The organism is Corynebacterium lactis RW2-5 (assembly GCF_001274895.1).
Classification (GTDB): domain Bacteria; phylum Actinomycetota; class Actinomycetes; order Mycobacteriales; family Mycobacteriaceae; genus Corynebacterium; species Corynebacterium lactis.
This window is the reverse complement of sequence record NZ_CP006841.1, coordinates 1,656,283-1,670,409: the sequence shown is the minus strand read 5'-3', so window position 1 is coordinate 1,670,409 and position 14,127 is coordinate 1,656,283. Positions and strand designations below refer to the sequence as shown.

The following is a 14,127-nucleotide window of genomic DNA, read 5'->3' as shown; positions in this document are numbered from 1 at the left end:
GGGCACTGGCGCGTAGGCGATATGAGAATCGGTCGCCGCAAGCCAGCCACAATGCCGTGGGCCTTTCGCACGGCGGTTTGGCTGCGCGCCTCACAAACCAAATAAAAGGGCCCGCCCCCGCTAGCACCAGGGACAGGCCGAAAGTGTTGAAAGGAACACTGCCATGAAGCATACCGCAAGGAACGAGGCCACCATGCCAACGCAAGACCAAGTGATGTGGACACCCAAGGAAGTCGCCAAGCATTTCCGAGTACACGTGAACTATATCTACGCGCTCTTAAACGCAGGTCGTTTGCAGTACGTGGGTCCTCGCCGTCGACCAGGATCACGACGCCCGTACCTCATCCATGTCACCGAGGTTCATCGCATTGAGCGCGAAGGGCTTCCAGAAGCACCAAGGGGAGCAGCATAAATGAGTAATCCAAACGTTAAGTTCAGCCGCTCAATGTGGCGTGACGCCTACGATTTGCTGGACCACGTCAATACCAGGAACAAATTGCAATGGGCAATGTCGCTGATTCTTGCCGCATCCTCTTTTGTAATGGTCATCATTACTGGCTACGACAATTTCAATTTTGTGCCAATCATTTGGACAATCACAACAATTTTTTGGTTGTGCACGGCGGTCTTTATTTCAAAGTCTGTCAAAAGCATTGAGCGTGTTCTTCAGATGAAAAAGAACAACAGTGGCGTTTCTGCGACCCGGTATTGGCCGGAGGCATGACATGAAGCAGCTTCGTAGGGTTCGCTCACCGAAGAATCGGTGGGTGCTCGTAGTAGTCCCCGTGCCTCGAGGCGGCAGGAAGCCGGCCACGATCGATTTCGAGGTGTCGTTCGGTGATGTGATGTCAGAGATGCCTCGTAGTTTGAGGTTTCCGGCAACGCTGCCTCGGCGGTTAGGCCGGCATGGGGATGGGCAGCAGTTCATCACCAGAGGGGCCTTGGAGAACCTGGTCACTTTCAATAAGGATGACAAGCGCGTTATGCGCCAGCTTGAGGAGTTCATCGAGCACATCGCAAGTGAGGTGCAAGGTGAACCAGAAAGATAAGCCACGGTGCGCCCGCCGAATCTCAGACGGTCGCTGGCAGGTAGCAATGGCAGGGATTCCGCCGGCCGTGATCTGTAATTCGCTGCAAGACGCTTTGAAGACCGCGGTGGGTATTGAGGAAGTTCTGCCAGGCGATTATGAGGTGTGCAGGCTTGATGCTCGGGGGCATGTTCTCGAGCTCATAGAACTGGGAATGTCAGTAGAACATATCGCTGAGTCAGCTCGAGTGCGCTGTGAGGCAGTGGAAGCAATCATTTCCGGTACTGCATCCGTCGCTATGGCTGACGTTGATGCGATGGCGCAGGTTGAGTTTGAGCTCTCCGATACGGAAGCCACTGCGCTAGATCTCCTGCACTTCACGTCTTTAGGGGCCACCCTTCGGGAAGCAATTGCGTGGTGCCGAAAAAGGGATGGCCTGTCTGCGCAGAAAGCGTGGGCTGCGGTTCCCGTCGTCAAGCAGCGTATGGAGGGGCTGAAATCAGCATGATGCGCCGACGATGGCTGATTTTCCAGATGAAGGTCGAAGCCCACGTGTTGCGGATAGTCCACCGCGGCGAAAAGCACTAAGCAGCCGATAGCAGTCAAACATGAGGAGGAAAAATGCCACGTCAAAGGTCTTGTAGGCACTGCGGTTTCCCCATCCGGTGGGCATGTACACCATTGGGGCATCGACTTGCCCTTGATGCATCGTCTGACCCAGATGGGACCGTGCAGATCGTACATGGTGCTGCTGTGTTCCTCAGTGCGGAAGAAGCTCTGCGGAAGCGGTCTCAGGGGTATTTGCTGTTCCAGCGGCATGTGTGCGCTGGTGCTCATGGCAAACGACGAGCAGGCATGCCTGAGCGGGAGAAACAGCGCATGCAACAGCGACGTGTTGCGCGTGAGCGCAGACGGCTTAATGAGATGACGAAGAACTATAAAGCGACAGCTAGATGACATCAGATGAATCAGCTGCGCAGCGTTGGTGGGAGCAGCAGCAAACGCGACGCCAAATTCAGATCTACCGATTCCTTGGCCCGCGCAAGCGCCCCACCCGCACTGAGATTCCAGGGCAATTAACCATTGATGGACAGGAGATACGCGATGACCACCAAGAAGATTGACAGTGACGCAGAACACCAAAGCCAAGACCACAGGGAGCCTGAGGCGACCGAGTTGCAGGAGGATGCGCCGGCCAAGTGCATTGTCGTCAACGCTCGTCCGCTGGGAGGCGTAGCGTAGCCATGACGCTTCAGGTGAAGAAGACGGGAAGCAGTTTGTTGCCGTGGGTTGTTGAGGACGATACCGGCGGCATCGCATGGTGTGGCTCGTGGGAAGACGCTGTCAGTACTGCGAACGAGTACGCCCGCGAGGTGGAAGTACAGCTCGTACGGCCGGACAAGCTGTTCGTTGAGCATTGCTACTCATGGGATGTTGGGCGTTACGGCCGTGATATCGCACAGTTCGGCGATGTTGAGGCATCTCGGAGTATGGCCGCCTGTGGTGGCCCCCGGGTTCGCCTGGGGGACATTGAGTTCGCCTCTGTCGACGAGGCTCGTCGGACGGCAGCGCAGTTGCTGTCTGCTTGTGCGTGGGCGCAACGGCCGGCAGTAACGGGGAAGGTTTCTTGATGGGTGACAGCGGCGTAAGCAATAGCAAGGCCGTCAGGCAGTTCTGTGTGGTGGCGTCAACAGATGGTGGATACACATGGAATTCATTGCGCGTCGCTGGGGTGACATGGATGAGCGCAGAACAGGCACAAGATGTGCACCAGGCGTGCAGTTTGCGGGCCCGCACGTATGGCTTGCCTGTGCGGTACCGGGTGCTGTCCCGCACTGTTTCTGCGAACACCATGTGGCCTTATCCGTCTGATGAAGGTGATGACCGAGCCGGTTATCACGAGGAAAGCGAGGATTAGCCGTGGCGCTGCCAGTGCCTTGTTGTAGAGATCCGTAAGCATTTGTGTTGGTTCATTTTGTTACCGCGCCTGTTTTTGATTTGGAGTTCGAAGAATGATTGTTACCGCTTCCCATATTTCTGCTGGGCAGCCCCGGTCCGGGAGTGATGCACCATGGCATGGGTAAGGGTCAGCGATACTTTCAACGAGGCCCCGGAGTGGATGCGAGCCTATGAGCTGGCAGCCGAACGTGGCGATGACCGTCTGGTCAGTGAACTCAAAGGCGCGGCGTCAGCGTTGTTTACGCATTCGGCGCAGCAGTGGACGGATTACAAAATCACCTATGGTGCAGCCGTCCGGCATATCGGCATTAGCCGGGTGGAGCCTGTACTTCAGGATCTGATCACTATCGGGATTATCACCGAGGTGGAGTCTGAAGGTGAGCGGCAATTCATGCTCGTTGAGCGTGAATCGTTTGTTCATGTCATCCGCTCCGATGCGAAGTCGAAGGCAACGAAACGCCGCAACGATCAAAACCGTGCTGGGCTGCAGGTGCCGGTCATGCTCCGTGATGGAGACCAGTGCCGGTACTGCGGTGATGAAGTGGTCTGGGGCGATAAGAAGTCCGATCGTGGCCGTGAGTACGACCACCGTGACATCGATGCGCCGACGACCCCAGACAATTATGTGACGGCATGCCGTGGCTGTAATCAGCTGCGGCATGAATTAGGCGAACGCGCCGAGGAGGAACTTCCGCTCCTCGACCCACCAGAGTCTCCAATGTATGGCCCGGAGCTGCGCAAGAAGCTCTCCCGCTGGGAGGGATTCGTTGCGCGCTGGTGCAAGAAGGAGGGACTCCCGAATCCGCTGATCGCGGACGAGGTTGAGGCCCAGGACAACCCGGCAGCCAGTCGGGCAGTGACCCCTTCTCAGGAAGAAAAAACGGTACGCGCTACGTCCCCGGCCGCGGGCCCAAGCCAGGAGCCCGGCAAGCCGCAGTTCCCCAATACTGATTCCCATGGCCAGGTTGAGTCTGAGGGTAGAGCCGCCAAAGGGAGTTCTCGGCAGCCAGCCGAGACCAAGCAAGTCCATGTAACTACCAATCCGAGTCCGGCACTCCCCGCACACCATGCGGGTGGTGCGCCGCAGGGCCGTAAGGCGTCGCACGTGCGCGATGCCGGCCCCGCCAATGTCTCGGAGCCTTTCGCACGTCGCCGTCGCCGACGCCGCCGCGGCTAGTTCTCGAGTACGCACCTCGCGCAAAGGGGCGAGGTCGCAAACGAACAGCAGCAGGCGCGTCCAGGAGAGCCTATGCGCATCTGACGACGCGGCCTTTGCCGTGCCCAAAAACTCTTGCGCGGACGAAAAAACCGTTCGACAAGGGATGTAGTAAACGGGTGTTCCCCGGGACGGGACGGGTCGGGTCGGGACGGGACGGGTCGGGTTGGCGTTTAGTTAAAAATCCTTGGTTAAGAATTCTTTGATGGGAGATATCAGCCATGAGTGATTCACCTGTGGTGGTGAAGCGGTATCAGGTTAGGCGCCGGTTCAGGCGGACGCTGGCTAATGCTCTGACCAACTTCGTTGGTGAGAGGCCGGAGTTTGAGTGGCAGATTCTGGATGGCGCGAGGAAGGTAGCGGCGTTCGATGATTGGGAGTCCGCGTTAGCTCACGCGAATGGGCGAGCGCGGACTGTTGAGGTGCAGTTGCCTGCGGTCGATGCTGTGTTTCGGGATCCGTGGCCGTCGGATGCGGTGATTTACAACGCGGGCGATGCGGGTGAGGCATCAGTCTTTTTCGAAGAGGGTGGCCTGCCGGAACTGGCGGCTGCGTTACTGCGTCACCACTTGGGAGGTGCCAAGTAATGCGGAGGCTCATTAGACGGTGGCGCGAGCGCGTTGACTTTACGGCACCGGGATTGCTGGTGTGGATTGTGCTGGGAGTCGGTTACAGCCTGTGGGAGGAGTTCGAGCAGTGGCGGGCAGCAGGAGGCATGAAACGGAAGGAGACAGGGCAATGACAAGTGTTGAGTATCTGGATGCTCTTGGGCGCGAAAGGTTAGGGCGTATGCTCCACTCGTTGGAGGTGATGGCCCCCTATCTGGATGCGGCGCTAGTTGCCCGCCCCCGGGGTGATGAAGCGACCCCCGGCCGGTGTTCTGGTGCCCCGGGGTCCAGTCCGCCCCTGTCTGTTCCGGTGCTTGATGTGAAGTACGAGGCAGAGCAGTCGGTGTGCGGGTGGGCATGTAACTTGGCTACGGATTGTGGTTACCCTCCACCCGAGGTGATGGGGATTGCGTCGTGTGCGGCGTGGCTGCATGAGCGGGTCCATGACGTGGCTGGCATGCCGTGGGCCGTCGACTGTTTGGACGAGCTATGCGGGCAGGTCAGTTGCGTGGATGCTGTGGTGAATCCGGCGCAGTCGGTTGAGGTGGTGGCGTCGCCGCTTCCGGAGCGTGGATCAGCACGCCAGGTTGCTGAAGCGCTGGCGCTGTTGGGGATTCCGATTAGCCACACGTCATTGCGTCGGCTCGCTAAGCGCGGCGTACTAACAGCAGAGCGCCGCGCTGATGGCGTCGATGAGTTCAACCTTGCTGAGTGTAAGGCGTACGCGGTTAAGTGGCATCGGGACAATCGAGATGTGGCTAATGGGCCTGCGGCCAGCGAGCAGACAGCACAAAAGAGTCAGACAGCCTAAGAGAGAATGACCTGCGGTTTACACTTCTTGTGCTAAGCTACGCTTGACTGAAGCGCATGCCTCCAAATCGACATAGTTGGTTTGGGGGTTTCGCTATATCGTGATAGTGCTTCGGTGCAGTTCAGAAATGGTGAGGGGGATCAGTGGCTGGGTGGGGGTCGAAATCAAAGGGTCCGCGTTCGCGCGGCGCCCCAGCGCGGATTCGGGCAGTAGTTCTCAACCGCGATGGTGGGCAGTGCCAGGTTCGCGGACCTCGGTGCGAGGTGGTTGCTGTCGAAGTGGATCACATAGTTCCGGTGTTCGAGGGTGGAACCGATGATTTGTGTAACCTCCAGGCGGTGTGTGGTCAATGCCACCGACGTAAGACCCGCCAGGAGTCGACGCGTGCCCGGGCCCGTCGGCGCGCGCCGGTTTGGCAGCGGCCGCACCCTGGTATCCTGTAGCCACAGGGGTGGGGGAGGACTCTCGTTTTGAGAGTCCGGCTGGGCCGTACGGCATTGCCTTTCATTTTGTGTACGGGTTCCACTATTTTGGCTGGTCACGTCCTAAAACTACATGGACGTAACGTAGCTGCGACCGCGTGGCCTGCGGGTTTAAAAGTGGCTCAACAAGTTCTTTGACCCTTCATTTTGCGGTTCCGTGAAATCTGGTGACCTTTGGAATGTAACCGCAGGTCAGATGGGTGAAACGTAACGATTTTTGGTAGAATTGAAGTGTGAACAAAGAGTGCAAAATCTGCGGCGCACCACTGCCAGTGCAAGCCGCTGGGCGGATTAGAACCTACTGTTCGGCAGCATGTCGGCAGAAGGGCTACCGTCAGCGCTCCCGCAACCGGTACCCAGCCGAGATGACCTCCAGCCCCCGTTGGGTCATGGCGGATCACAAGCGCCCCCTTCGAGTTGATGGCTCGCCGGCGTCGTCGACGAATCAAGCAACTTGGACAGAGTTCAGCAAGGTCGCTAAGAAACCACATGGGTTCATGCTCGGCGGTGGCTTCGCATGTATCGACCTGGATCACTGCTTCAAAGACGGCAAACTACAACGATGGGCGAGCCGAATCATTGATGCCGCGCCGGGCGCTTTCATCGAGCGCTCGGTCTCCGGAGACGGTCTGCACATCTTCGGGCTTCTCCCTGAAGGAAAAGGCCGCAATTACGGCCGAGTCGAGGTGTATTCGGCAGCAAGGTTCATTCGCACGACAGCGAACGTCTGGGCTCGTGGAGAGCTGATAGCACTCACGAACACAGTGAAGACCATCGACGAAATGAACCGCGCAGGCAAACTGCCAAGCAAACTAACCCCAAGGAGGTAACCAATATGCCGGGGCCAGTACCAAAGCGTTCCGACCAGCGTCGGCGGCGCAATAAACCCGCAGGACCAGCCACACTCAAAGTCGCCGGAGCAGCAGCCGTCAAACCACTGTCGGAAGACAAGGCCTGGCACATCAGCGCCAAACGCTGGTACCGCAGCCTTAAACACTCCGGGCAGTCAGTGTTCTTTGAACCGTCCGACTGGGCCGCAGCGCACCTCTGCGCGACATTGCTATCGGACGAGATGAAGCGGCCAGAACCAGTCCGCGCCACCATCATCGCTCAGGTTAACTCCATGATGGACTCGCTCCTGACGACCGAAGGGGCGCGTCGCAGGCTTCGCATCGAGCTACAGCGAACCGAGGCAGCAAAACACATGGACGAAAACACCGAAGCGGCAATCCTGCTGATGGAAACCTACAAGAATGATCTAACTGGATAAGCGACAAGGCGGTGATACAACCATGATTGCCGCCGCCGATAGACTCGCCACGCTCCCTGAAGGAATTCCAGAAAGAACCCTCGGATGGTCAGCGCTCGCCTGGGCCGCGAAATACCTCCGACACCCAAACGGAATCCGCGCCGGGCAACGATGGCAATTCACCCGCGAACAAGCCCGCTTCGTGCTGTGGTTCTACGCAGTCGACGAAGACGGCAAGTTCATCTACTACCACGCGGCACGACGCCTCGCGAAAGGCTCCGGAAAATCACCGTTCGCGGCAGTCATGGCACTCATTGAACTACTCGCGCCTGTCCGTCTCGACAGATTCGATGACAGCGTCCTAGGCGGGTGCATCGGCAAGCCCCAGCCCATGCCACTGGTACAGATCGCTGCGGTCTCCCAAGACCAAACGGAAAACACCATGCGAATGGTTCGCGCGATGGTCGCTAAGCGAGCTGCACCGCAGCTCAACAAGGACTACCAAATCGACGCCGGCAAGACGCAAATAAACGTCGAACCAGCCGGCAAGCTCGAAGTCATCACATCATCGGCGGACACCGCCGAAGGTGCCGAAGCAACGTTCATCGTCGGCGACGAGCTCGAACACTGGACCAACGCTAACGGCGGAATCGAACTACACCGAACCCTTCTCGACAACCTCGCGAAATCGGGGTCCCGCATGCTTGAGACCCTCAACGCATGGAAACCAGGAACCGGCTCAGCAGGAGAGGAAACATTCGACGCATGGACCCTCCAAGAAGACGGACGCACAAAATCAGACCGCAAAATCCTCTACGACGCACGCCAAGCACCACCAACCACCGACCTTGCCGACGAAGCCAGCCTGCGCGCCGGGCTGGCTTTTGTGTACGAGGACTGTCCGTGGGCGGACTTGGACGCGATTGTGGCGCGTATTTGGCATCCGAAGGCTAGGCCGGATGATTCGAAGCGGAAGTATTTGAATTGGCCGACGGCGTCGCTGGATTCGTGGGCGGATCCGCAGGATTGGGCGCAGATGGCGCGCCCAGAGCGTGAACTGGTCGATGGTGAAGAAGTCGTGTTGTTCTTTGACGGCTCTCTGTCGAATGACCATACGGCACTTGTTGGGTGCTGTATGGAGGACGGGCATGTGTTCACGTGTGGCGTGTGGGCGCCGCCCCCTGACGGGACAGTCGACATCGCGGCGGTTGACGCTGCGGTGCAGCGAGCGTTTGACCGTTTCGAGGTCGTCGCGTTTTTCGCGGACGTTCGCGAGTGGGAGTCATTCGTCAAGGTTGATTGGCCGGAGCGATTCGGTGACAGCCTGCGTGTGTGGGCGTCGCCGGGGTCGCGGCATCCGGAGCCGATTGCGTGGGATATGCGCAGTAAGGATTTTCCTTTCACGCAGGCGTGCGAATTAGCCGCGGCTGAGATTGTCCAGCACTCATTTACTCACGACGGTAACCCGCTCTTGAGTGAACATGTCCGTAATGCGCAGCGGCATCTGGGCCGTTATGGCGAGACTGTGCGCAAGGAATCGAGGGCATCGCAGAAGAAGATTGACGCCTGCGTTTGCATGATCGGTGCGCGCATGGTCTATCGCCTCGTGAAGTCTGATCCAACGTACAAGGTTGAACCCGTCGACGACGGGGCATTTTTCTATTAGGAGGTGGGCGGTATGAACGAGTTGCAGGCTCGTGACGCTATTCGGGCGTTGTTGCAGGATTATGCGGAGCAGCGGCGGCGGTTTGATGAGATTAGTCGGGCGGTTCGCCCGTGGTCGGATGCTGAGGCTGCGCGGCGAATGGATGTGAGCCAGGGCAAGAATTATCACCGTCACCTTCGGATTGCGAAGATGTCCCAGACTCCGTTCCTCGGTCTTGTTCTCGATACCTATGGGCAGTCGCTGAAGGTCGAGAATTATTTTTCTGATGGGTCGGTGCAGGCGCGGTCGTGGCGGCATTGGCAGGCTAATCGTATGGATGCGCGCCAGACTGGCTTGCATCGTGCTGCCCTTCAGTACGGCACTGCCTATGCGTCGGTGCTGCCGTCGTCGTCCGGAGGTGCGCGTATCGGGGTGCATTCACCGCGGCGTCTAGTGGCTCGTTACGGCGAGGACATGGCGTGGCCGCATTCTGGCGACGCCGTGCAAACGGAGTTCCCCATTATCGCGATGGTGACAGACGAAAACGGGCACTTGTGCCTCTACGACGAAGAAAAGGTGTATTTTTTCGGCGTCGAGAACAGGCCGAAGGATCCCAGCGGCTGGTCGCAGAAGTACTTCTTGACGCCGGAGAATCTGCCGTTCATCGAGTACCGCGAACATGGCGTAAACGTCACGCCAATTGTGCGGTATCAGGATCGCATGATGGCCGATGGGGAGGAAACCAACGGCATTATCGAGCACCTACTGGCTTTATCGGAGCGCATCGACCGGACGAACTATGAGCAGGGCGTCGCTCAGTACTGGGCTGCGTTCAAGCAGCGCTACGTCACCGGCTGGGCTCCGAAGTCCGAATACGAAGCGATGCGTCAGGCGGTTTCGGACACATGGACCTTCGCGAACAAGGATGTGAAGGTCGGACAGTTCGATGAGACGGACCTGACGCAGTACATCAAGGCCCGTGAGTCGAGTGTGCGTGATTTTGCTGCTGTGGCACAGGTTCCAGCGCAGTCGCTTGGTGCGAACGCGATTAGCAACATCTCTGCTGATGGGCTAGCCGCGTTGGAGACGTCGAAGGACCGCAAGGCGTCGGAGATTCAGACGTCGCTTGGTGAGTCTCATGAGCAGATGCTGCGGTTGTGCGCTCACATTGCCGGCGATGAGGAAGAAGCCGCGGACTTCGCCTCCGAGGTGAAGTGGGCGGAGACGTCCGCGCGGTCGTTCGCGCAGACGGTGGATGGTCTCGGCAAGATTGCCACCATGCTTGGTGTTCCTGCCGACGAATTGTGGTCGGATATTCCGGGGTGGACGCACGAGCGTGTCAAGCGCGCCCGCGATGCGCAGGCCAGCCAAGGCAGCGGCTTATTCGATGCTGGCTCAGACAAAGCGGCGCTAGGGGGGGGTGAAGCAACAGGCTGATGCTTTGGGCGTATTGATTCGCGCTGGTGTTGACCCCGAAAACGCTGCCCGCATTGCCGGAATCGAAGACGTGGAGTTCACCGGAGCAGTACCGGTCTCCTTGAGGCAACCAGAGGCTGACGCAAAGAACCTTGAAGGCCGATAGATAAAGAGGAGAGGTGAACAGCCATGACCGGTCCGAAAGAGTCGTTGTACCGAATTGATAAGCGATTAAAAGCGGAAATTGACGGGGCCATCGACGAATTCGGCGTACCTACCGATGCTGAAAGTGCCTACCGCCTCACTGAAACACTGCACCCGATTGTCTCCAAGTACCGAAACGAATACTACGAGCACGACGTTTCCGTCATGGGGCAATCTGTAGCAGACAGTGGTCTAGAAATCGCGCCGGCACCACAGCGAAGGTACGAGCCACACGCAACCTACGATTCCGTTACGCGCGCGATCGGTTTCGGAAACAAGCCCACGAACGTGGTCCTCGAACTAGTCGACGACGAAACCCGAGAGCTAATCAAGCAATCAGTCCCCGCTTTCGCCTTTCCAGACCACCCCAAGGCCATAGAACAGGTTAAAGCCAGAATCGTCCGCTCATTGACCCGCCATGCGCGCCGGGCAGGCAGAGATGCAGTTGCAGATTCAGTGACGGCTTCACAGGTCAGGGATGCACGGACTAAGAAGCGGTATCGGGGCAGGGTCGGGTTTGCGCGAGTTTTGACAGGGCATGAGTCGTGTCCGTTTTGCGCGATGCTGGCGTCGCGGGGCCCTGTCTATGCCGATGACACGGTACTGAAGCGTCAGGACGGACGGAAGTACCACGATGGCTGTGATTGCATTGCGGTTGCGGTTGTGGAAGGGAAACCATGGTACGGCGAACAAGCCTATAAGGAGCTAGAGGCTCAATGGGAACGGGTCGCTGGAGACCTGACGGGCGCTGACCAGTGGAAAGCCTGGCAGTATTCGTACCGTGGCACCGCACCGGGTGTAGCCCTTCGTTTGCCGAGGCGGGCCGGGAAACTGCTGAATTCAGCGCCGTATTTCGATGACGAGCCTTTGCCGCGTTTGTCGGATTTGGTGAAGCACTCGGTGTGGGGCTGGAATCGTGGCGATGAGTCGATCACGTCGGATACACCACGAGATGGGCATACGTTTGATTCCGTGCGCCAGAAGGGAACATTTTTCCCAGAGCGCTGGTCAGACCAGGATATTGCTGATGCGATTGCAGCAACTATGGAGTATCCGGATTTAATCGAATCTCGTGTGGTACGGCGTATTGCATATCGTCAAGTCGACGGAGTGATGATTACTGTCCAATGGGATTACATCAAAGGAGCGTCAAAGCCTTACACGGCTTATCCGGTATATGGCGACGGGGTTGAGGCTTATGATAAATCAGCGAAAAAACGGATAAACTGGGGGAAAGACGGAAATAATCAGATGACGAAGGCGAGGAGGATTGAACCAGATGGACACTGAGCGAGCAATCGAAGAGCTGCTTGCGCTTCCTCAGCTGAAAGATTCCAGCGCGCGCGGGCGATTCTTTTGTGGAGAGATTGCAGACGCAGCCACTTATCTAGCAGAGGACATTGCCGAGTTTCGAGTCTCTATTACAGAAGAGCAGCGGCAAGCTTTACTGAGGGGGATTTCCGAGTACGCCCACGGAGATCAAGAAGTTTTCAGTGCGTATGCTCGACTGTTGGAATCATCGGATTCAGAAGCCATGTAGGAGCCACGTTTGCGGGGTGCGAGTCCCCGCCATGGCGCTACCCCGCACCACACCAGGTGGTGGCGGGGTTTTCTTATGCCCGAAAACAGAAGCAACCCAGGAGGTTACTCATGTCGGAGGAAAACACCGCCACCGAAACCAGCGCCGAGCAGGTGGCGCACACCGGAACCCAGGAGGAACCGGATACGGCTGATTCGCAGCCCGTGCCAGAGCACTTCCGCAGGGAACTCGAAGAAGCACGACGCGAAGCAGCACGCTACCGCACCGAGCGCAACGAACTGCGCGCGGATGCGGAGAGCTGGCGCACCCAGCAGGAAGCAGAGAAGACGGAGCTGCAGAAAACCCAGGAAACGCTGACTAAGCGCGACGAACAGTTCAAAGCCCTGGAGGCTGAGAACATTCGACTGAGGTTGGCAGCAAAGTACGGTATCGCGGAGGAAAACCACGACCTACTGGGCTCAGGTAGCCCAGAAGAGATCGAGGACCGGGCTAAGCGGCTTGCCGTGATGCAGAAGGAGCAGACGCGGCCGCCGTCGAATACTCCGGTCGAACAGCTCGGCGCCGCGATTCGACCCGAGCGTGAGACTCCGCCGAACGCATTTCCTGCAGGCTGGCCAGTGTAACCACTTGGCTGGCCTTTTCTTTTACCCACTATCTGATTGGAGGACGCAATGGCTTCTACGCCGATGCACTTCACCCCAGCCACCAATGTGACCGGTAAGGCCCAGGGCGCAATCACCCAGGGCACATTCGTGATGATCGCTGCCGACATGGACGGCCGGAACCCCGTCGTCAAGACTGCCACCGCTGATGCTGTCGCCTTCGGTGTGGCAGCGCACGACGCGAAGGAAGGCGAGTATGTCACCATCTACCGGCTGGGAATATACGAACTTGCAGCCAACGGCATGATTACCGCTGGGGACAAGATTTCGACACACAGCGCAGGCCAGGCTAAGCGCGCATCCGAGGGCCCCGTCGTGGGAACCGCGCTGACCAAGGCTTCCGGCGGCACCGTCACGGTAGCCCTGAACTAAGGAGGAATCACACATATGGCACGCGATCCAATGTTTCCGCTTGCAGGCCCCACCGTCGAAAAAGGGGCCATCACTATCGACATGATGCTCAACGAGCCCACCCGCATCGACAATTATGCGGCACGTCTCGTCGAGCGCGACCTGCTCTCTAAGGTCATCTTCGGCAACGTCACAACCTCCGGCGGCGCGCTGCTGTTCGACCAGCTCGTCAAGAACAAGCCCACCGCCACAGATAAGCCGGGTGTCGTCGCGCCGGGTGCTGAGTTCCCGATTCTGCACACCCCGGACGGCGAACCCGTCGTCGAGCGGGTCAAGAAGACCGGCGGCAAGTTCGGTATCACCGACGAGGCACGTATCCGTAACGATGCGACGCTGTTGCAGCGTAAGATTTCCCAGGTGTCCAACACCATGGTGAAGGATCTCGACGAGCGCGGCATCGCTGCCTTGAACGCGGCTATTAAGGCTGTGGAGGGCTCGCTGGAGGTCACCTCGTCTGGTTGGGATAAGGCCGCCGAGGTGCAGGCCAGCGCTAAGACCGCGAAGACTGGCGAGGGCGAAATCGTCAACAACCTGCTTGACGCGCAGCTAGCCGTCGAGCAGACCGATCTCGGCTACACTGCCGACACCCTGGTGCTCAACCCAGTTGATGCGAAGAACTTGAAGTTGGTTCTTGGCGTCGGAAACTATGCGGAGATGCTGACGACGTTCGGCCTGACTCTGCATACCACCAATGCGATGAAGCAGGGCGAGGGCCTTGTGCTTCAGGCCGGCATGGTCGGCGTGATGGGCGTCGAGTCGCCGATCTCTACCGAGACGTGGCGCGATGCGGCGACGCAGACGACGTGGTCGCAGACGTGGGCTACTGTCGCTTTCGGTGTTACGGACCCGTTGGCGATGGTGAAGCTCTCTGGCCTGTCGACTCCGAAGGAGTAGAC

20 protein-coding genes are annotated in these 14,127 nt (G+C 58.3%); all 20 read left to right on the top strand.

What is annotated here, in order from left to right:
- Positions 1-163 precede the first annotated feature (163 nt).
- The 20 genes from CLAC_RS13160 to CLAC_RS07220 all read left to right on the top strand — a co-directional run bounded on the left by CLAC_RS13160 (position 164) and on the right by CLAC_RS07220 (position 14,125).
- Complete coding sequence (locus CLAC_RS13160) at positions 164-412, top strand: helix-turn-helix domain-containing protein (RefSeq protein ID WP_425388794.1); 249 nt, start codon at positions 164-166, stop codon at positions 410-412.
- A complete protein-coding gene (locus CLAC_RS07300) occupies positions 413-724 on the top strand; it encodes a hypothetical protein (RefSeq protein WP_053412340.1) in 312 nt (103 codons plus the stop codon).
- A 1-nt stretch (position 725) separates the two neighbouring features.
- Positions 726-1,049, top strand: coding sequence for a hypothetical protein (locus CLAC_RS07295; protein ID WP_048731130.1), 324 nt, complete (start codon positions 726-728; stop codon positions 1,047-1,049).
- A gap of 46 nt (positions 1,050-1,095) precedes the next feature.
- On the top strand, positions 1,096-1,536 hold the full coding sequence (locus CLAC_RS07290) for a hypothetical protein (protein WP_053412339.1): 441 nt from the start codon (positions 1,096-1,098) through the stop codon (positions 1,534-1,536).
- 596 nt (positions 1,537-2,132) lie between these two features.
- Complete coding sequence (locus CLAC_RS12655; RefSeq protein ID WP_156324799.1) at positions 2,133-2,270, top strand: hypothetical protein; 138 nt, start codon at positions 2,133-2,135, stop codon at positions 2,268-2,270.
- Positions 2,271-2,272: 2 nt separating this feature from the next.
- A complete protein-coding gene (locus tag CLAC_RS07285; RefSeq protein ID WP_053412338.1) occupies positions 2,273-2,659 on the top strand; it encodes a hypothetical protein in 387 nt (128 codons plus the stop codon).
- Positions 2,660-3,099: 440 nt separating this feature from the next.
- The gene (locus CLAC_RS07280; RefSeq protein WP_053412337.1) at positions 3,100-4,164 is read left to right on the top strand and encodes an HNH endonuclease; all 1,065 of its coding nucleotides are present in this window, start codon (positions 3,100-3,102) and stop codon (positions 4,162-4,164) included.
- A 260-nt stretch (positions 4,165-4,424) separates the two neighbouring features.
- Positions 4,425-4,790 (top strand): hypothetical protein, encoded by a 366-nt coding sequence (locus CLAC_RS07275; RefSeq protein ID WP_053412336.1) that lies wholly within the window; start codon positions 4,425-4,427, stop codon positions 4,788-4,790.
- Between the two features lie 151 nt (positions 4,791-4,941).
- The gene (locus CLAC_RS07270) at positions 4,942-5,622 is read left to right on the top strand and encodes a hypothetical protein (RefSeq protein WP_053412335.1); all 681 of its coding nucleotides are present in this window, start codon (positions 4,942-4,944) and stop codon (positions 5,620-5,622) included.
- Between the two features lie 143 nt (positions 5,623-5,765).
- On the top strand, positions 5,766-6,065 hold the full coding sequence (locus CLAC_RS13155) for an HNH endonuclease (RefSeq protein ID WP_082313226.1): 300 nt from the start codon (positions 5,766-5,768) through the stop codon (positions 6,063-6,065).
- A 404-nt stretch (positions 6,066-6,469) separates the two neighbouring features.
- On the top strand, positions 6,470-6,934 hold the full coding sequence (locus CLAC_RS07260; RefSeq protein ID WP_053412333.1) for a hypothetical protein: 465 nt from the start codon (positions 6,470-6,472) through the stop codon (positions 6,932-6,934).
- A gap of 5 nt (positions 6,935-6,939) precedes the next feature.
- Positions 6,940-7,374 (top strand): phage terminase small subunit, encoded by a 435-nt coding sequence (locus CLAC_RS07255; protein ID WP_053412332.1) that lies wholly within the window; start codon positions 6,940-6,942, stop codon positions 7,372-7,374.
- A gap of 22 nt (positions 7,375-7,396) precedes the next feature.
- Positions 7,397-9,019, top strand: coding sequence for a terminase large subunit domain-containing protein (locus CLAC_RS07250; protein WP_053412331.1), 1,623 nt, complete (start codon positions 7,397-7,399; stop codon positions 9,017-9,019).
- Between the two features lie 12 nt (positions 9,020-9,031).
- Positions 9,032-10,435, top strand: coding sequence for a phage portal protein (locus tag CLAC_RS07245; protein ID WP_053412330.1), 1,404 nt, complete (start codon positions 9,032-9,034; stop codon positions 10,433-10,435).
- Complete coding sequence (locus CLAC_RS12815) at positions 10,419-10,580, top strand: hypothetical protein (RefSeq protein WP_211255346.1); 162 nt, start codon at positions 10,419-10,421, stop codon at positions 10,578-10,580. The genes CLAC_RS07245 and CLAC_RS12815 overlap by 17 nt, the downstream gene beginning before the upstream one ends.
- A 23-nt stretch (positions 10,581-10,603) precedes the next feature.
- The gene (locus CLAC_RS07240) at positions 10,604-11,908 is read left to right on the top strand and encodes a VG15 protein (RefSeq protein ID WP_053412329.1); all 1,305 of its coding nucleotides are present in this window, start codon (positions 10,604-10,606) and stop codon (positions 11,906-11,908) included.
- Positions 11,898-12,158 carry a hypothetical protein gene (locus tag CLAC_RS07235; protein ID WP_053412328.1) on the top strand — a complete coding sequence of 87 codons (261 nt, stop codon included), beginning with the start codon at positions 11,898-11,900 and terminating at the stop codon, positions 12,156-12,158. Before CLAC_RS07240 ends, CLAC_RS07235 begins: the two co-directional genes overlap by 11 nt.
- Before the next feature lie 110 nt (positions 12,159-12,268).
- Positions 12,269-12,781: a hypothetical protein gene (locus CLAC_RS07230; protein WP_053412327.1), complete on the top strand. Its 513-nt coding sequence runs from the start codon at positions 12,269-12,271 to the stop codon at positions 12,779-12,781.
- A gap of 48 nt (positions 12,782-12,829) precedes the next feature.
- Positions 12,830-13,192, top strand: a complete 363-nt coding sequence (locus CLAC_RS07225) for a DUF2190 family protein (protein WP_053412326.1) — start codon at positions 12,830-12,832, stop codon at positions 13,190-13,192.
- 15 nt (positions 13,193-13,207) lie between these two features.
- A complete protein-coding gene (locus tag CLAC_RS07220) occupies positions 13,208-14,125 on the top strand; it encodes a major capsid protein (protein WP_053412325.1) in 918 nt (305 codons plus the stop codon).
- Positions 14,126-14,127: the final 2 nt, after the last annotated feature.